The sequence below is a fragment of the Ruegeria sp. D6 genome, from assembly GCF_056534365.1.
The window spans coordinates 175228-192784 of the sequence record NZ_JBQFPH010000003.1; the positions used below are offsets into that span (position 1 = coordinate 175228).

Genomic DNA, 17557 nt, shown 5'->3' on the forward strand with positions numbered 1-17557 from the left:
GTCGATGAATACACGCCGCAGCTATTTGGTCAAATTCGGAAAGCAATAATTTGCTGTATTAACAGCAGCATAGCGAAGTCCTGAATCGGCCAAAATGATCTGAAATAGCACTCGAATAGCGCTATTTATCGTGCGTTGTTTCTTGACTCACCCAGGATGCGTGAGGATTTGAATCCACGACGATGACTTCGGTCAATCGATATGAACCCACCGGGCGCGCATCACATGCCAGTTGGTGGTGAAACTGCGAAACTAACGCATCGCCGTCATCTCCCGTCAGCAATCGCTTTCAGAGACGCAAATGTGGGCACACGAACGCAGAAGCGAAGACCTAGGGTGTTTTCTGGACCGTGAATAGCTCAATCTCCGAGGGACTGGACTTGCAAAGGCCCAGAAAACCGGCCCTATTAACCGCAATCAGCCGCCGCTCAGTCGTAAGCTGCCGTCACGATCATTTCGACCTTCAATTCATCACGGGCGAGCTTGGATTCTCCGCAGGCGCGGGCGGGCGCGTGGCCTTCGGGCACCCAAGCGTCCCAAACGGCATTCATCTCGGCAAAGTCTGCCATATCCGCCAACCAGATTTCGCATTTTAGGATGCGGGTCTTGTCGCTGCCTGCCTTTTGCAAAAGATCCTCAACCTTGGCCAGAATGGCCTGCGTCTGATCTGCCACGGTCGGCGCGTCCGAAGTCTGACCGCACAGGTAGGCAACGCCGTTGTGTTTGACGATCCGGCTCATGCGCTGACCGGTTTCGATGCGGGTGATTGTCATAACTTGTACTTTCTCATTGTTGAATTTAGCAGTGATTTGAGCTGCCCACGGCACAAGCGTTGAAATGCCAATGGGAGCCATAGATCAGAAGCCGGCATTACGAGGCCGAGGTTCATTCAAGTCAGATTGTCCGCCAGTTCATTTTGATATCCAAAAAGGGCCGGCAGCCCGCCGGTGTGCAGCAGAATGACCTTCTGACCCTGTTTAATCTTCTGGCTTTCAACCAGATGCATCAAACCGGCGAATGTCTTGGCGGAATAAACCGGGTCGAGGAAAACCCCTTCGGTCCGTGCCATTTTTTCCAGAGCGGCACGCGTTCTTGCGTTCACTTTGCCGTAACCTGGCGGCAATGCATCGTCATAGACATCGATCCGCGCCTGCAATAGAGCGGCATCAACATCCAGCAAGTTTGCAAGTTTCTGTAGAACGATCATCATGCGGGCGTGTTGCTTCTCGCGATCTCTGCGCACGCATATTCCAAATACCGGGGCCGTGCTGCCTTCCAGTGCTAGACCGGTTAGCAAACCGCCATGCGTAGCACCACTGCCTGACGGCACAACCACCGCATCGAAACTGGGCATCTGGGCGCACAATTCCTGTCCGCCAACGACATAGCCCAACGCCCCCAGAGGTGGATGATTCAAGCCCAGATGAATGACGTATGGCGTGCGGCCTTGGGCCTTCAATTCGTCAGCACGCGCGTGCAATGCCGCGTCGGCCCCAGCTTCGTCTTCGCCCTCGGGATAGCTCATATGCTCGGCACCCAGAATCTGTGCCAAAAATACGTTCCCGGACCTGTAATACTCTTCGTCCATATCTGGGACACGCTCTTCTAATTGAAGCACGGATTGCATCCCCAGCTTAGCGGCCGCCGCAGCTGCAGATCGGACAAAATTGGACTGAACAGCACCGGTGATTAGAATGGTATCGGCACCTTGTTGCTGAGCATCGCCGAGGTAGAATTCGAGCTGCCGTGTTTTATTGCCGCCAAACACAAGCTCCGTCAGATCATCGCGCTTGAGCCAGAGATCGATCCCCAATTCCGCCGACAACCTGTCCAAACGTTCCAGAGGTGTCGGGCCCGACATAAGCCGGGCGCGAGGAAATCTCTCCAGATTGTCGTTTCGTTGCATCGTGTACCTCCCGGGATTATGCAATCATATAGGCGCGCTGGAACAGGACACAGCAAGCGATGAAAGAAACCACGCGGATCGCGGCTATGACGACCGATTGCGGCAAGTAAGGGCCCCCTGCCCGTCCAAGCAGGCTGCCTACCAGCGTGATTATGACAAAGCCGAGCAGTTGCGGCCCGTATGTGATGGCCTGCGTTTCGGACAGGCTGTGCAACAGGAATGCAATGCCATAAGCCACCAGCGCGATGGGTTGCACCAGCTTGGCCACCTCTTTTGCTGAACGGCCCTTTGCGATCAAACCAAACACCATAAGTGGGCCCGGTGTTGCTGCCCAGACGGTCGCAAGCCCGGACAGTCCTGTAATGGCTGAAAACCCAAAACGCCCGATTGTGCCGCGCAAGGGAAGCAGGGTGGTGATTAAACCGATCAACAACAAGCAGGCCGTCAAGGCCAGAACAAACGCCTCGTTCAACAACGGATAAACAGTAAGACCGGCAGCTACACCGACACAACATGCGATGATCGCATTAAGAATGAGTGGCTTGTTGTTCTTTAGTACATGACGGTCCGTCGCGACTATCGACACAAGGGTATTCAGCAACAGCAATATGGGAACTGCCGTCGAGGTGCCGAGCAGGATCATCATCGGGGGACCCGCGATGATACTGAAACCGATGCCCACGCCAACCTGCAGCATTGCCCCGAGGCAAATGGCGGCCATCAAAATAGACAGATCAATGGTCACATAGCACTCCTGCAGCTTTGGCATTGTTGCAAGACCTCAGATATCCTGAGGTTACGGCCATGGTCCATGTCATTCCTTCATTCGAATTGATTGGTACGCACTAACGCTGCCAGGGCATCAATCCAGAGTATAGCTCGCGGGCCGCTACGGAATGTGCCATTTGCGCAAGTGTCGTCAGATCATACACGGGAAGGCGCAGTTCTTCCTGAAGGCGCAATGCGTAGGGCGGCAGGTCTGTACACTCCAAAACCAGCGAGCGGATATCAGGGGCCTCAAGCATCAGGCTACGGGCTGCGTTCAGGACCTCGGCCTCGATCAGGTCTGTGTCCATACGGGTGCGGGTATTCCGCAAGATCACTTCTGCAAATTCACTAGTGTCCTCCAGTCCCTTCACCGCCACCGGAACACCGGCGGCACCGACGCCTTCAAAATGCCGGGCGGTCAAAGCAGACGCGTCTGCAGTCAAAACACCCACCGGAGCGTTCGCGCCGGTCATGTGATAAGCCAGCGGCACTTGGATCAGGCTGGAGGCAAAGACGGGAACAGAAACCGCTGCCGCGAGTTCCTTTTGAAACAGCGCAAGAAAGCCACAGCTGCCGGTAATGGCGCGCACGCCTTCGGCCTCAAGCCGTCTGGCACCTTCGATGAAGGGTTCAAGCAATTCCGGCGTAGGGTTGTTCAGAAGTTTCGGGACAGTCACCCCGTCGATCATTTCATACAGAACCGGAAATGGCAGGCTGGACGGGTTCTTGATATGGCCCGGTGGCTTTGGGAAATAGCTTTCAAGGCAAAGCACACCGATTGAGGCCCCGCAGATATTCTGGCCGCCTTGATAAATTGGCATTGTCATCAGGTCCTTCTTTGATTTGAAAGTTCAAAACCGGGTTGGTGTATACGGTGCTAGATCGATATTCGGGATGCGATCCGAGACGATATCCGCCACTAGCTCGCCGGTTTTCGGGGCCATCATCAGCCCGTAATGAGAATGCCCGAACGCTGCACAGAGTCCCTCTTGGTCTTTTACTTGCCCGATTGCGGGCAAGCTGTCCGGGAATGACGGGCGCCGACCCATCCAAAACCGCGCCTCACCTGTATCAAGCTCGGGCATCATGGCCTTGGCCTGTTGGGACAGGATTTGCTTCTTCCGTGGGTCAGCGGGTGCATCGGCGCTGCCGAATTCAGCCGTACCGGCGACCCTAAGCCCCCCAAGCATCGAACTTGCGACCACCTTTGCATCCACATCCATGACCGAGTTGTTCAGTTCGACCGCAGGGGTTGGGAATTCGACATGATAGCCCCTTTCGGCCACGAGAGGCATAGGCAATCCCAATGGTTTCAACAGGTCGGCAGACCATACGCCTGCCGCAAGAACAACATGGCTGGCGGTTAGCGTATCCTGCGCAGTTGCAATCTGCCAACCACCCTCTTCTGCGGGGGTAAGCTTGGTGACTTCGGTTTGCACAATTTCAGCACCTTGCACTTGCGCCTTTTCGGCCAAAACCGCTCCCACACGTCCCGGAGCGGTTACACGCGCTTGCCCTTTGATCACGATCGCACCTTTGAACGCTTCGGACATAGCGGGCTCCAATCGGCGCAGTTCGTCTCCGTCGACGCGTTCCAGATCGCCGCCTTTTTCTCGGCGGATAAGATATCCAAGCCCGTCCAGATCAGCCTGTTCTGGTCGGCGAAAGGCGTGGATGTAATAGCTATCGGTGATCAGGTTCTCGTGCCCGGTACCATGTAAATGACGCCGGTACAGATCGACGGAGGGGCGACAAAGAACCTCCATTGCGTCCGAGACTTCGCGAACAGTTTTTTCTCCTGAGTTTCCGAGAAATCGCAACCCCCAAGGAATCATTTTGGGCCAGAAGCTGGGCCTGACTGACAGCGCGCTCTTTGGGTCAAGCAGCATTTTGGGCAGCATTTTCCAGATACCGGGCATTGCTTGCGGAATGATCGACCAAGGCGAAACCACACCAGCATTCCCGAACGAGGTTTCCTGACCCGGCTCACCTCGATCGATCAGCCGAACCTGAATGCCCCGTTCCTGCAGCGACAAAGCGCAACAGATGCCGACGATTCCTGCGCCGATGATGGTCACTTGTTCTGTCATCAGTTCAGGCCGGAGATTGACTGCGGTTGCGCGCGATCAATTGGGTGACGATGACAGGCGAGGCAACGGCCAGCGCGATCAGGTCTGCCGTCAGGCTGGGCGCGACAAAGATAATCCCCGCAAGGGCCATCAGAATCCGCGCCGCAACATTCATCGGTTTCAGCCAGTAGCCCACAACCGCAGCCGACAGGGCGATGACCCCGGCGATACAGCTGGCGGCGGTGTAAGTGAACTCCCAGAAATTGAAGCCGGTTGAGGATACGAACAGCAGAACTGGCGCATATACGAAAGCCATCGGCGCAATCACCTTGCCCAATCCAAGAGTGAATGCCGACAGGCCAGTGCGGAACGGATTCGAGTTGGCGATTGCAGCAGCCGCGTAGGCTGACGTACAGACCGGTGGCGTGATCTCGGACACCACGCCGTAATAGAGCACGAACAGGTGGCTGGCGATGGGCGGCACGCCAAGCTGCGCCAGTGCAGGCTGTGCGACCGATACCAGCATGATGTACAACGCTGTGGTCGGGATACCTGCGCCCATCAGGATACAGACGATGGCTATGAAGACCAGTGAGATGAATAGCTGCAGGTCTTCCATGGCAAACAGCTGGAAGCTGCCGAACGAGATCATGTTGTAGATATCTGACGCCAGATTGCCCGCGCCCTGTGTCACCATGAAGCCAATGCGAAAGCCGATGCCAGTGGTGTTGATCACTCCGACCACGATGCCAACCGCAGCCGCTGCGGCACCAACGGCCAGCGAGTACTTCACGCCCAGTTCGACCGCCTGCAGCATCTCGGGCACTTCAATCCGTTTCTGTGGATTCAGCGTGGCAATAACCGACAGGCCACAGAGGATTGCGGTCATCGTCAGGTCGAACCCGCCATCCGAGAATTTCCAAAGCACAAAAGCCAGGAAAGCCGCGGCATAGACCAGCGTTGGCGGCTGCTTAATCCGCGACATGCCCGCGATAACCGCCAGAGAAATACCGCAGAAAGCGGACATGAACGGCGTGTAGCCCGTAAACAGCACCACCAGCAGGCCGATCAGTGGCACGATATTGGCCCAGCCTTCCGCCCAGACGGCTTTGAGTTGCGGCAGTTGCTCTTTCGCCAGACCCTTCAGGTTCAGCTTGCGTGCCATCAGGTGCACCACAGCGAAGACGCCGACATAGTGCAGAATTGCTGGGAAGATCGCCGCGATTACAATGGTGGTGTAGGGGACCTCAAGGAACTCGGCCATGATGAAGGCCGCAGCGCCCATGATCGGCGGAGTGATTTGGCCACCAGCAGAAGACGCAGCCTCAACCCCGCCCGCAAAATGGCCCGGGTATCCGAGACGCTTCATATTGGGAATGGTCAACGCGCCGGTCGATACGGTGTTGGCCACCGATGAGCCCGAGATCGTGCCAAAGAAAGCCGAGGAAACCACTGATACCTTTGCCGGACCGCCAGTATAACGGCCCGCAAGTATAGTCGCGTTGTCGATGAACAGCTGCCCCAACCCGGTGCGCTGAGCGATGACCCCAAACAAAACAAAGTGGAATACGATGGTCGAAACCACCCAGAGCGTGACGCCGTAGATACCTTCCTGCGGGAAATACATCGACGAGACGAAGGTTTTGAAGTTCACGCCTGGATGCTGCAGCAGGCCGGGAAAATATGGCCCCAGCAGGGCGTATGAGATGAACACACAGATGATCAGTGGCAGTACCCAACCCAGCGTGCGCCGCGCGATGTCCAGCACCAATAGGATGATGATGACGCCCAGAAACACGTCGTAGTTGTTTGGGTTGCCCATTCGGAAGGTCTGTTCTTCGATTCCGAGAAACGGAATGCCGCGCCAGGCAACACCGACGTAAAGCGCGGCAACGATGCCAAGCGCCATGAAAACCAGGTCATATAATGGGATGTTACCGATGCGGAACCGGCTGACCTTAAGGGCATAAAGGCTTTTGGCCCCGACAATCGGGATTGTGGCGTAGACCAGAATGAACAGCAGGGCGAGGTAGATGCCCATGTGCCAGTGGTCTGCGGGCAGGCCGAATCCGGCCGTGAAGAATTCGTAGAACGCTAAAATCAGGGCCACAACACGGAGAACTTTTCCAGCGGTGGGCGTCACCTGCCGGACGGCGGCACCTTCATCGAACTGTTCCTCGATGGCCGCTAGTTCCTCGGCTGTCAATTCGTGGTCATCAAGTTTCTGGGTCTCGGACATGATGGCCTCCCGATTTCGCATAGTTCCAGTGTGCGGTGCCCCACATAGGGGCACCGACGATACGGTTCAGTTTGTTGCGTTTACTGAAGAAGTCCGGCTTCTTTGTAGAACTTCTCGGCACCCGGATGCAGTGGAACACCCAGCGCCTCTACACCATCCAGCGCGGTATCGGGCGTGATCTGCTTACCCTTGGCATGGCCGTTGTCCAGTAGCTTGCGGGTGTTGTCGTTCCACAGGGCTTTGGTCAGCTGATAGACCAGATCTTCCGACAGATCCGAGGACACAACCAGCATAGCACTGACCGCAGGGGTCTTGGTTTCCGCATCTATGCCTTCATAGACACCACCCGGAATAGCCGAAGGGATATAGGCCGGAATGATCTCGTTGATCTTGGCCAGATCTTCATCGCTGAACGAATGCAGGTTCATGCCTTTGGTCGACGACAGTTGTACCATCGCGGCAACTGGCCAGCCCGCAGCGTAGAAATAGGCGTCTAACTGACCGTCAGCCAAACGCTCGGCGCTTTGACTGTTGTTCAGTTCGGCTTCATCCATATTGTCGCGATTCACGCCCCAGGCGTCGAGCATCTGCAAAACTGCAACCTGCGTACCCGATCCGGCCTGTGCGATACCGACGCGTTTGCCTTCCAGATCGCCCAGGTCGTTGATCGTCTGACCAGCGGGCAGTACGAGATGCAGATCCTCGGGGAACAGATTTGCAACGATGCGGAGGTTGGGATGAGGTTTACCCTCGAACTTGCCTTCACCCAAATACATCGATCGGGTCACATCAGCCGCGGCCAGACCGGCCTCAAGCTCACCATTCTGCACGGCGGCGTTGTTGAATACAGACGCTGTTGTGGATTGCGCAATCGCGATCAGCCCCGGAACGCCACATTGGCCGCCTTCTTCACATGGACGCGATCCCGGAGGGGCGGAAATTCCGTTGGCGATGGTGCCGCCGATGGGGAAGTAGGTTCCGCCTGCGCCACCGGTCCCGATGCGGAAGAATGTTGGATCCTGCGCCAGCGCAGGGGCGGCAAGCGCGCCTGCCAAGGCCAGTCCAGTCAAACATTTCACGAATTTCATAATCATCTCCGTTGTTGGATCGCTGGATTCGGTTTTCCCGAATTCGATCTCCTCAGCGTAGAGACGATTCGCATAAATGCAAATTTTTTATACTTCACAAAACTAAGGTTTTATTTATACATTAACCATGAACCTTATGCAGCTCACAGTGTTTCGCGAAGTGATGGAGACCGGCTCTATCTCGCAAACTGCCAAGAAACTGAATCGCACTCAGCCGGCGATTAGCCTTGCGTTGAAAAACTTGGAAAAAACGCTGGGACTGACCCTGTTTGAACGCAAGGGAAGACGCCTGGTTCCGGTTCCTGAAGCGCACTACCTTCTGGCCGAAACCACAGGCATTTTGGACCGTCTCGCCACCATCTCCAGCACAATGGAAGGGTTGATCAAAGGGCATGCAGGCAGCCTGAACATCGCAACGATGCCTGGCCCGTCCGCCTTTTTGTTCCCGCGTTTCATCAGCCAGTCGGTCGGAGAAAACCCCGATATTCGCATCACTCTTTCCACCCGCAGTTCACCTCAGATTATGGAGCTTGCAGGGACCCAGAACATCGACTTCGGATTTGCTGATTTCGAACATTCAGCGGGCAAAGAACCGCAGTACTCTGCCGAACTAATCAAAGCAGATTGCTTCTGTGCCATTGACCGCACCCACCCACTTGCTTCGCGCAAGAGCCTGACACTGTCTGATCTGAACGATACGCCCATGGGCGGCTTGCATGCGTCACACCCATTCCAGCGCAAAATCCGGCAGGAATTCGAGGAGGTCGGTGCTGAGTACAATCCGACAGTGACCTGCCAGTATTTTCAGCCGCTCATCCCCTTCGTCAGCTCCGGGCAATGTTGCAGCATCGTTGATCCGCTGACCGTCGTGACCGAGCAAGAATTGAACCTGTCCGACGGAAAGGTCGCTTTTTTGCCATTCAAGAAACCGCTCAGATATGAATACGCGATCCTTGAACCCAACCACCGGCCGCCGTCTCAACTGGCTTTAAAGATCAAAGCTGGATGGAAAGCCGAGGTCTTAAAAATGTTGGAAGACGTGAAGGCGAATCCTCACACAGAATGGATCTTCCAGGCCGGGCGTGAGTAAAACTGATCGGCCCCAATGAGTTGATCTCTTGATCGCTCGAAGCGATTTACAGCGTCAAGTTGATTTGAGAAGAAAGACGGCTGGTCGCAATTCACGGATTTAGAGTAACGCAGTTTTCGGTCGACACCGATGACGCACCAACCATCGAGTATTCATACGAATTGTTTCAAAGGAGCGTTTCAACCGTTTCAGATGGCTCAACAATTACCCCTTTTGGACACAATTTTGTCCCAAAATAAAATGTAATTGCACTCAATAGTTATCAATGTGGCATGATCATGATGCTTGTCGTCCAAATACCGGCGCTTAACGAGGAGGAAACCCTTGCCGAAGCGATCGCGGCAATTCCCCGATCGATTCCTGGCGTCAGCAAAGTTGAAGTACTGGTCATCGACGACGGCTCCACCGATCGGACCGTTGAAGTCGCCTGGAACGCCAAAGCTGATCACGTTCTGGAAATGAGCAGCCATGTCGGCCTCGCCCGTGCGTTCAGTGCCGGCATCGAGTATGCACTTTCATTGGGCGCGGATGTGATCGTCAACACCGATGCAGACAATCAGTATTGCGCTGACGACATTCCGGCCCTGATTGATCCGATACTGAAGCGTAAGGCACAAATCGTGGTCGGCGCTCGCCCGATCAGAGAGATCGAGGGCTTCTCGCCGTTGAAGAAAACCCTTCAACGGCTGGGCAGTTGGGTCGTGCGACTGGCTAGCAAGTCAGAAATCCCTGATGCGCCCAGCGGATTTCGCGCCTATTCCCGAGATGCCGCTGCCCGACTCTGTGTTGTCAACACTTATACCTACACTCTGGAAACCATCATTCAGGCCGGACGCAAACATATCCCGATGACCTCGGTGCCTGTTCGGGTCAACAAGGTAACACGCCCGTCTCGTCTGTTCAGAGGTATCGGAGAGTATGTCACCCGCTCCGCAAGAACTATTCTGCGCGTTTTTGTGATCTATGCACCATTGAAGTTCTTCCTGACGCTTTCGGCAGTATTCGCCTTGCCTGGCTTAATCGGGGTTGGGCGATTTCTCTATTATTACGCGACAGACGGGGGGGCTGGGCATGTTCAGTCGCTGGTTCTGTCCGGTGTGCTGCTGGCAATGGCCACGATACTGTTCGCCGTTGGTATCCTGGCCGATCTTATCGCCACCAACCGTAGTCTGCTGGAAGACATCCGGGCCCGAGAGTTGCTGCGCGCGCCGATTAGACCTACTGAAGTAATTTCCCTCGACCCGGTCAGGGCGGTAGAGAATGGATAATCCGGCGCTAGGCGATCAGCGAAACGCCGGATTGGTAGGGGCTATCACTCTTGATCGAGTGGTACGTGCGAGCATTGTCGTTGTTTTCGTGTTTATGCTGGTGCTGGCGTATACTCATAATGTGAATTGGGACGAATTCTATTTCCTGTCACATGTCCATGCCTTCCTCGACGGTCGATTGGACCGTCCAATGCAGACCTTCTTCGTGCATGGTTTCACATGGCTCGATGCGCTGCCGGGTCATGAGATGGAACAGATATTTGCAGCCCGGCTTATGATGGTTGCATGCGTCGGGCTGACCACAATTTCTGTGCACCGTATCGCCCTGTATTTTACCGAACAGCGATTTGCCGATATCGCTGCTCTGGGTTTCCTGACTTCAGGCTACGTTTTGGCCTATGGCGCCAGTTTCCGTGCCGATCCCATTGCTGCGGCGTTACTGACTTCTTCGATTGCAATCTTGCTGACCACGCGCCTGTCTGTCTGGCAAACACTGGCGGCAGCGCTTCTGAGCGCGCTGGCCGTACTGGTTACGATCAAATCGGCACTCTATCTGCCCGCATTTCTGGCCGTGCTGATATGGAGGATCGAAGATCGAATAGCGGTACGGCGCATCACTATCACGGGTATCTTGGCGGTTGGCATTTGCGTGTCATTCTACCTCTGGCATGCGTCTGGCCTTCGCGTCGCCGAAGGCAACCAGACGGCAAACAATGCAAAGGACGCGCTGAATACGACGCTGTTGAAAAGCGGCATATTCCCACGATCAACTGAATTCATGAGTTGGGCTATGCTCAGCCTCCCACAGATCATTCTTGTGGGGATCGGTCTGTGTGCCGGTCGGAATGCTCGGCGGGTTCTGCTGATTGCGCTCTTTGCTGCACCGCTCCTCTCGGTGGTGATCTATCGCAATGCCTTTGTCTATTTTTACCCCTTCGCTACCCCACTCCTGATGGTAGCCGTCGCGATCGGAGCACAGAGGCTTGGATCATCACGACGCTCGGCACAACTGGTGATGGTGATGCTTGCGGGGCTTTTTGTCCAGGCTGCCCTAGCACTGCAAGATCGTGCAGGAAACCAGCGCGCCACTATTGCGGAAATTCATCGCCTGTTCCCAGATCCGGTCGCCTATATTGATGACAGCCACATGATCGCAAGTTTCCCGAATCCTGGTTTCTTCATGTCAGGCTGGGGCGTTGCACGCTATCAGGCGGCGGGCCAGCCCGTATTTGCCAGAATCATCGCAGAACAGCAGCCACCTCTACTTATCGCCAACAAAACTGCTCTGACGCTAACGATGGACCCAAGTTCGGCCAATGGAGCCGAGCCTGTGCTGCTGCCTGAGGACCACAAGATATTACGCGAGTCATATGTGCACTATTCGGGATCGATCTGGCTTGCCGGTGGATCAGTGACGCTGACCGGCGAACCGGTTGAATTGGCACTTCCGTTCCCCGGACGGTATCGGGTCGAAACCAGCCAGCCAGTACAGATTGACACAAGTGCCGTCGCATCTGGAGACATTCTCAGCATTGGGGCCGAGGCAGTAACAATCAACGGACCGAAAGGTGTTGCTGTCAGGCTGATCTGGGATACTGGTGTGGCTCCGGTTGCGCCAGAAAGCTTGGATCGAGAGGTTTATACCGGCTTCCGGGTGCTTTCGCCATGAATGCCGATATGCCTCTTTCCCCTCCGGTGGTCAGCACCACTCCGATACCATCTGAGCCCGGCAACAAGCGGGTGATTTTTTGGGGAACATATGATCTCAGCAAACCGCGTACTCGAATTCTCCGAACTGGATTGCAAGAGCTCGGCGTAGAAGTAATTGAAATCCACGCAGAGATTTGGCCCAAACACGCGGATAAAAGCCAGTTGAACATGGCTGTAATGATCCGAGTGTTGTTCAGCGCGCTCTTGGCCTATCCGCTTCTGATCCTGCATTATTTGCGTGCGCCTCGTCATGATGCAGTGATGGTTCCCTATCTTGGCGCGCTCGATACATTGGTGTTGTGGCCCTTTGCCCTGCTACGTCGGCGGCAGATCACCTGGGACATGTTCCTTTCGCTTTACGACACTGTCGTTAACGATCGAAGTATGGTTGGAGCCAAGTCACTGCCGGGCCGGATGCTTTGGGTCACTGAATGGCTGGCCTGTCGGGCAGCGCATCATGTCTTGCTCGATACGAAGGCGCATGCCGAGCATATTGCACGGATCTTCAATTTGCCTGAATCCAGGATTGGAGCAGTGCCGGTGGGAGCTGAGCCGGGATCCTTCCAGCGTCTGCCTCCTCCTGCGCGCCACGACGGTCCCACTAGAGTGTTGTTTTACGGACAGCTCATCCCGCTGCATGGGCTTAAAACGATATTGACGGCAGCTACCTCGGATCGAGGTCGCGATATCAATTGGCACCTGATTGGCACCGGGCAAGAGCGCCTATTGCTCGAGACAGCTCTGGTGGATGCGGAGCATAATCATATCTCCTGGCAGAAGTGGGTTCCCTATGAGGAACTGACCGAGGCAATTTCAAATGCCGACATCTGCCTCGGCATTTTTGGCGCCTCTGGCAAGGCTGCGTCAGTGGTGCCGAACAAGGTTTATCAGGCGCTGTTGTCAGGGCGTTCAGTGATCACCCGAAGCTCACCTGCCATGATCGAAACATTCGGCACCGAAGCTCTCGGGGTGAATCTTATCCCTCATTCAAATCCCGAAGCGCTGCTGGATGCCATCGCTGAATTGAGGCACGAGGGCTATCCGGTAATGCCTGAAGACAAACTGAAAATGGCCCAGCCGCATGAGATTGCGCGGACTCTTTGCGGATACTTGTTTCATTGTGCACCTCAAGCCGGATAAAACTGTGGTCGACATGACTGATACCGCCATTAATTCCGCAGAGCATAGTGCTTCTGCCATCTATCACAGGCACTTTGGCCCGGCCCTGCCGCAATCCAATTGGGTGCCCGCGCCGCGGTATCTTCTAAGGCGTGATCGGGTTATGCGGCATCTCAAAAATCTGATGCCTTGCAGAGTGCTTGACATCGGGTGCGGACCGGCTGCGCTATTGTCAGAACTGGCAGAACAGGGTTTTGAAGCTTATGGCGTAGATCGTTCGCAGCAGGCCCTTGAACTGGCAGATAAGCTCAACACTCAAGCCAGCCCTATGACACTCTTGGCCGAGCTTGACCCGGATTGGAAAAACTCCTTCGACCTGATCATGTCATTTGAAGTGATTGAGCACTTGGAGCAAGATATTGAGGCCATGAGAGAATGGCAAACTTATCTGAAACCCGGTGGAACAATGATCTTGTCGACGCCTGCGCACCCATCCCGCTGGAATGCGGCCGACGTTTGGGCAGGGCATGTTCGACGCTACAGTAAAGAACTTTTAGTACATTCGGTTCAGGAAGCCGGCTTCACGGTCGAAACTATTGAGTGCTACGGTTTTCCTTTGGCCAATATCATGGAGTATTGGCGTGCTCGGGCCTATGGGCAGATATTAGAAACCAACGCCAAATCTGGTAAAACAGCGAACGACCTTACAAACGAGAGCGGTAGCGATCGTTCCATTGAGCGGCGCTTCTGGCCTGTGTTTTCTTCCATACCCGCAGTCACGGTCATGCGGCTTTTTTTCCAGCTACAACGCCCTTTCCTTAACACCGAATTTGGAAATGGTTTTCTTGTAGTGGCGCGCAAAACGTAAACACATGGCTACCGCCCTGCGCTATATCGGCACCGCTGCTGCCCTGATCTTCATCGGAATCATTCTGGTTCGACACGCCGGAGACATTGCAGTGCTCGACCTCGGGTCAGGCCGCGCCCGTTATGCACTGCTAGGTGGGTTTACCCTTTATGTGCTGTCGCAGCTCGTAGGTGCTGTGGCTTGGGGGGTGACGCTAAACATCTATGACGTTGCCCTACCGCGCACACGCGCTGAAAGTCAGTTAATGGTATCGCAGATCGGGAAATACATCCCCGGCAATGTTGCCCACCTTTTGGGACGTTTCGCCCTCGCACGGAATGATGGAGTGCCATCCGCAATTATTGCGTCATCTCTGTTGCTCGAGATCGGTTTTCTGCTCGCCAGCGGTGCTCTGGTCGTCGGAATTGTGCTTCTGACCATGCCCGATCTTGTCGCCGCAGTAATTGCAGACCTTCCAGGATCCTGGCTCGATGGACAGATGACATTCATCTTCTTCGGAATTCTGGCCTGCATCATGATTGGCCAGATTGTAATCTGGCGCAAAGCGGGAAAACCGAAGCTCACAATTTCAAAATGCCTGATCCTGTTGTTTCTGCATAGCTTCAACTTTTTGATGCTGGGTTTGTCACTTTGGTGTGTCGCACGGGCGATCTACCCTCAGGGTGGTGCCGGTATATTGCAATGCATCGCAATCTTTTCGACAGCCTGGGTCATCGGTTTTCTGATGCCGGGCGCACCCGGTGGTATCGGTATTCGAGACGGAATTATTGCTCTCGGACTTGGCCTTTTCACTGATCAGGGAGTCGGTCTAAGCGCTGCGATCGCGCATCGCGCGCTCTCGGTTCTGGGGGATGTAGCTGTGTTTGGGCTTGGCGTAACCCTGCGCCGATATCTAAGCAGTGGTGAGCACGAAGCTGTATAGGCTTAATAATTTGGATCGGGTCAGCCAGACAACTTGAAACGGAGTCTATCGTATCTGAAGGTCGCCATGCGCTGCTTCAGGCGCTAGGGTGCCGTCTTCTATTCGTTTCCAAACATAGTGCGACTTCTGGTGCGTACTACATTCCTTGAGCGCACCCAGCATCGCCCAAAGCCAGGGTTGAGGTCGTTCAAGTTTGACCCAAACCTATCGTGAGTTTTCAGCAGGCAACCGATCAATGTGCTTTTTTTCAACATCGTTCGAGAGGGTCGCGTTCAATCGCCACTCACCTAACGGGATGACCGGCTTGTTTGCGGCCTGTGCGTCAGGTTCAAAAGTAACGGCAATGATTTCACGCTTGTCGCTTTCATCAAGATCAAGTTGGATCATGAGCCGTGTAACGTTTGAATTCGGATTCTGCATCGCACATTCAGAATTGAATGCCGTTTCGCAAGGATTGGCTGAAAGTTGAGAGAAGGTGGCGTTTGGCGGCGACAGTATGCGCGCGGTTAGTTCTTTCCCATCCTGACGCAATGTGGCCTTGGAGCCATCAACTGTTACCTGCGCTTCGGTATGCATTGCCCACGCCACCCGCCCCCGTTGATCAGGGCTAATTTCATCCTGAACCAACACTGTCGTTCCATCGACAAGAGCTATGCCTCGTCTGACCGTTCCCTTGGGCTTTCCATAGGCGTCTGAAAGATCGGCGATTGCAAAATCGAAACCTGGAAACTGCGCCAACTCCTCAACATAGGCCCGCCCCGTTTCGATTTGATTTGCCATGTCAAAGGTCAGTGTATTCTGCCCGATCGTGGCCGTTCGATAATAGTCAAAACGTTTGTCAGTAAAGTAGCCGGGCAATTGGTAATTTCCGAGCCCAAGATCCACCCCCCAACGTACACCGTCGGCTTCAAGCACAAAGGTGCCCGCATCAAGGTCATTGTGATGGCTGCTAAGCGGCCCAGCCTTGAGGCCGATATAGCTGGCCGTAGGGTCATTCCAACCAGACCGCATGGTTACGATCCCAAGCCCTCCAGACCAATAGGATGTTGATCGGGCAGTGATTGGTTCACTATTGCGTCGCTGCTGCCAGATCAGCTCGAATGCTGGATGGGAAGACCGCATTTTGCTATTCATTTTAATGTCGTAGCCCGGGCGATTGAACCGCGACGCCAACCAGGTCAACACAACAAGGTCAGTGCTTGTATCGCTGTCTCCAAAGTTAAACAGCATGCCAGTTGGCCCAGATGCATGGATCAGGAACTCCCCAAAATCCTCCAACCCTACCATTCTAGAGAGATCAAAATCATGCCCGAGGACGGAAACAAGCGCATCAAACGCCACCGCCGCGTCCCGGGCGGACAAAGCCCCGTACATCGGTCCTTCTGGCCATGCACCATCCGGAGCAAACATTGCCAACCCATTTCTAAGTGAAACCTGCGCTTGCTCAATAATATGATCAGCCAGTTCCGGTTCTGTTTCTGACACAACCAGAGCAGCGACGATCATTCCTGCATTGCAAACGATGTTCCAGTTGAAGGAAGCAACGGGCCAGGCGATATCTGCGGTAGCCGTCCCATCAGGAAGCGATGCGGGAACAGACACTGGGTTCACCCAGCGTTGGGGGGCGATCCAACCCTTATCATAATAGAGCGTATCCAGATCGTAGATTTTTGCGGCTTCTTTCAGCCCCTTCTCAACAAGTGCCGATCGAATAGTCTGATGATCCTCTTCGTCCAGATTGTCACTAATCCAACTGTATCCGAGCGACACCGCCAATGTGACACGGCTTAATCCCAGAAAGTGTGCAGGCTGCCATGTTTCCAGTTCCGAAAACTGCAAGAGCTCGGTTCTGGCGCGATCAACAAATCGACTGTCACCGGTCAATCGCCAAGCCAAAGCCAGTGTGGTGAGGCGTTCGACCGGACGTTGTCCAAATCCACGAAAAGCTTCGTGAAGCTGACCATCTCCATTCCGAACTGCCTCAACAATAGTAGGCGACTGCAAATGCGCTTCTGCACTGTCAATTAATGCCTGATAGTCAGCCGCGAATACCTGATCGGCTGCGCGCTCTGTTTCTATGCGCTGCACGATCTCATCCGTTAGAACGACTTGCGGCACTGAGTTTTGAGACAAAGCGCTTGTAGCGCAAAAACAAGCGAAGGACAAAACGAACAAAAAGAGGGCTTTAATCGGATTCACACTTCTAACGGTTGCGATCATGGGTTTCTTCCGCACTGGAAACGCCTGCAACCCGACTCTGCAGCGGTGGCCAAATTCTGTCAAAGACATCCGATTAGTTTGGCTTAGCAAATTGATATGCTAAACGCTCCGTCCGGCAGCCTATTGGAGTAATGTTTAAGTAGAGCCGGAAGGACAACCTATAAGAAAGCCAGCCACGAAGACCTAGCGCAAGCGATCCGAGCATTAATATTATGATCGCATGACTTGATCACGGAACCGAACCGGAAACGAGGCTAGAGCCCATCGATTTTCATGTGTTTGTTTTCGTT

Annotated in this window: 14 protein-coding genes; 6 read left to right on the forward strand and 8 right to left on the reverse strand. The window is 54.5% G+C overall.

Annotated elements, in window-relative coordinates; all coding sequences use genetic code 11:
- Window positions 1-428: 428 nt before the first annotated feature.
- From ACR0A1_RS12765 to ACR0A1_RS12795, 7 genes are all read right to left on the reverse strand, one after another.
- Entirely contained in the window at window positions 429-773 is a 345-nt protein-coding gene (locus ACR0A1_RS12765; RefSeq protein WP_480867788.1) for a RidA family protein, read from the reverse strand.
- A gap of 116 nt (window positions 774-889) precedes the next feature.
- Entirely contained in the window at window positions 890-1906 is a 1017-nt protein-coding gene (locus tag ACR0A1_RS12770) for a D-cysteine desulfhydrase family protein (RefSeq protein WP_480751524.1), read from the reverse strand.
- A 16-nt stretch (window positions 1907-1922) separates the two neighbouring features.
- A complete protein-coding gene (locus ACR0A1_RS12775; RefSeq protein WP_170635777.1) occupies window positions 1923-2651 on the reverse strand; it encodes a TSUP family transporter in 729 nt (242 codons plus the stop codon).
- A gap of 100 nt (window positions 2652-2751) precedes the next feature.
- Window positions 2752-3501 (reverse strand): aspartate/glutamate racemase family protein, encoded by a 750-nt coding sequence (locus tag ACR0A1_RS12780; protein WP_480867791.1) that lies wholly within the window; start codon window positions 3499-3501, stop codon window positions 2752-2754.
- Window positions 3502-3525: 24 nt separating this feature from the next.
- Window positions 3526-4764: an FAD-dependent oxidoreductase gene (locus tag ACR0A1_RS12785; RefSeq protein WP_170511776.1), complete on the reverse strand. Its 1239-nt coding sequence runs from the start codon at window positions 4762-4764 to the stop codon at window positions 3526-3528.
- A gap of 4 nt (window positions 4765-4768) precedes the next feature.
- On the reverse strand, window positions 4769-6982 hold the full coding sequence (locus ACR0A1_RS12790; RefSeq protein WP_480751521.1) for a TRAP transporter permease: 2214 nt from the start codon (window positions 6980-6982) through the stop codon (window positions 4769-4771).
- Window positions 6983-7062: 80 nt separating this feature from the next.
- The gene (locus ACR0A1_RS12795; RefSeq protein ID WP_170394045.1) at window positions 7063-8070 is read right to left on the reverse strand and encodes a TAXI family TRAP transporter solute-binding subunit; all 1008 of its coding nucleotides are present in this window, start codon (window positions 8068-8070) and stop codon (window positions 7063-7065) included.
- Between the two features lie 136 nt (window positions 8071-8206).
- Here ACR0A1_RS12795 and ACR0A1_RS12800 point away from each other — a divergent pair, with 136 nt between their 5' ends.
- The 6 genes from ACR0A1_RS12800 (at window position 8207) to ACR0A1_RS12825 (ending at window position 15047) form a co-directional block, all read left to right on the forward strand.
- On the forward strand, window positions 8207-9160 hold the full coding sequence (locus ACR0A1_RS12800; RefSeq protein WP_480562203.1) for a LysR family transcriptional regulator: 954 nt from the start codon (window positions 8207-8209) through the stop codon (window positions 9158-9160).
- A gap of 278 nt (window positions 9161-9438) precedes the next feature.
- Entirely contained in the window at window positions 9439-10428 is a 990-nt protein-coding gene (locus ACR0A1_RS12805) for a glycosyltransferase family 2 protein (RefSeq protein WP_170395047.1), read from the forward strand.
- Window positions 10421-12097, forward strand: a complete 1677-nt coding sequence (locus ACR0A1_RS12810) for a hypothetical protein (protein ID WP_480867795.1) — start codon at window positions 10421-10423, stop codon at window positions 12095-12097. The genes ACR0A1_RS12805 and ACR0A1_RS12810 overlap by 8 nt, the downstream gene beginning before the upstream one ends.
- An 8-nt stretch (window positions 12098-12105) precedes the next feature.
- Window positions 12106-13278: a glycosyltransferase gene (locus ACR0A1_RS12815; protein WP_480867796.1), complete on the forward strand. Its 1173-nt coding sequence runs from the start codon at window positions 12106-12108 to the stop codon at window positions 13276-13278.
- A 13-nt stretch (window positions 13279-13291) separates the two neighbouring features.
- Window positions 13292-14125, forward strand: coding sequence for a class I SAM-dependent methyltransferase (locus ACR0A1_RS12820; RefSeq protein ID WP_170625645.1), 834 nt, complete (start codon window positions 13292-13294; stop codon window positions 14123-14125).
- A 4-nt stretch (window positions 14126-14129) separates the two neighbouring features.
- Window positions 14130-15047 carry a hypothetical protein gene (locus ACR0A1_RS12825; protein ID WP_480867799.1) on the forward strand — a complete coding sequence of 306 codons (918 nt, stop codon included), beginning with the start codon at window positions 14130-14132 and terminating at the stop codon, window positions 15045-15047.
- A gap of 204 nt (window positions 15048-15251) precedes the next feature.
- On the opposite strand, the gene ACR0A1_RS12830 is transcribed toward ACR0A1_RS12825, so the two are convergent.
- Window positions 15252-17267: a heparinase II/III domain-containing protein gene (locus ACR0A1_RS12830; protein ID WP_480867801.1), complete on the reverse strand. Its 2016-nt coding sequence runs from the start codon at window positions 17265-17267 to the stop codon at window positions 15252-15254.
- Window positions 17268-17557: the final 290 nt, after the last annotated feature.

Bases quoted from the DNA above. Each gene is read 5' to 3' on its own strand.
- ACR0A1_RS12765 (WP_480867788.1), bottom strand. From the start codon at position 773: ATGACAATCACCCGCATCGAAACCGGTCAGCGCATGAGCCGGATCGTC.
- ACR0A1_RS12770 (WP_480751524.1), bottom strand. From the start codon at position 1,906: ATGCAACGAAACGACAATCTGGAGAGATTTCCTCGCGCCCGGCTTATG.
- ACR0A1_RS12780 (WP_480867791.1), bottom strand. From the start codon at position 3,501: ATGACAATGCCAATTTATCAAGGCGGCCAGAATATCTGCGGGGCCTCA.
- ACR0A1_RS12785 (WP_170511776.1), bottom strand. From the start codon at position 4,764: ATGACAGAACAAGTGACCATCATCGGCGCAGGAATCGTCGGCATCTGT.
- ACR0A1_RS12790 (WP_480751521.1), bottom strand. From the start codon at position 6,982: ATGTCCGAGACCCAGAAACTTGATGACCACGAATTGACAGCCGAGGAA.
- ACR0A1_RS12795 (WP_170394045.1), bottom strand. From the start codon at position 8,070: ATGAAATTCGTGAAATGTTTGACTGGACTGGCCTTGGCAGGCGCGCTT.
- ACR0A1_RS12800 (WP_480562203.1), top strand. From the start codon at position 8,207: ATGCAGCTCACAGTGTTTCGCGAAGTGATGGAGACCGGCTCTATCTCG.
- ACR0A1_RS12805 (WP_170395047.1), top strand. From the start codon at position 9,439: ATGATGCTTGTCGTCCAAATACCGGCGCTTAACGAGGAGGAAACCCTT.
- ACR0A1_RS12810 (WP_480867795.1), top strand. From the start codon at position 10,421: ATGGATAATCCGGCGCTAGGCGATCAGCGAAACGCCGGATTGGTAGGG.
- ACR0A1_RS12815 (WP_480867796.1), top strand. From the start codon at position 12,106: ATGCCTCTTTCCCCTCCGGTGGTCAGCACCACTCCGATACCATCTGAG.
- ACR0A1_RS12820 (WP_170625645.1), top strand. From the start codon at position 13,292: ATGACTGATACCGCCATTAATTCCGCAGAGCATAGTGCTTCTGCCATC.
- ACR0A1_RS12825 (WP_480867799.1), top strand. From the start codon at position 14,130: ATGGCTACCGCCCTGCGCTATATCGGCACCGCTGCTGCCCTGATCTTC.
- ACR0A1_RS12830 (WP_480867801.1), bottom strand. From the start codon at position 17,267: ATGATCGCAACCGTTAGAAGTGTGAATCCGATTAAAGCCCTCTTTTTG.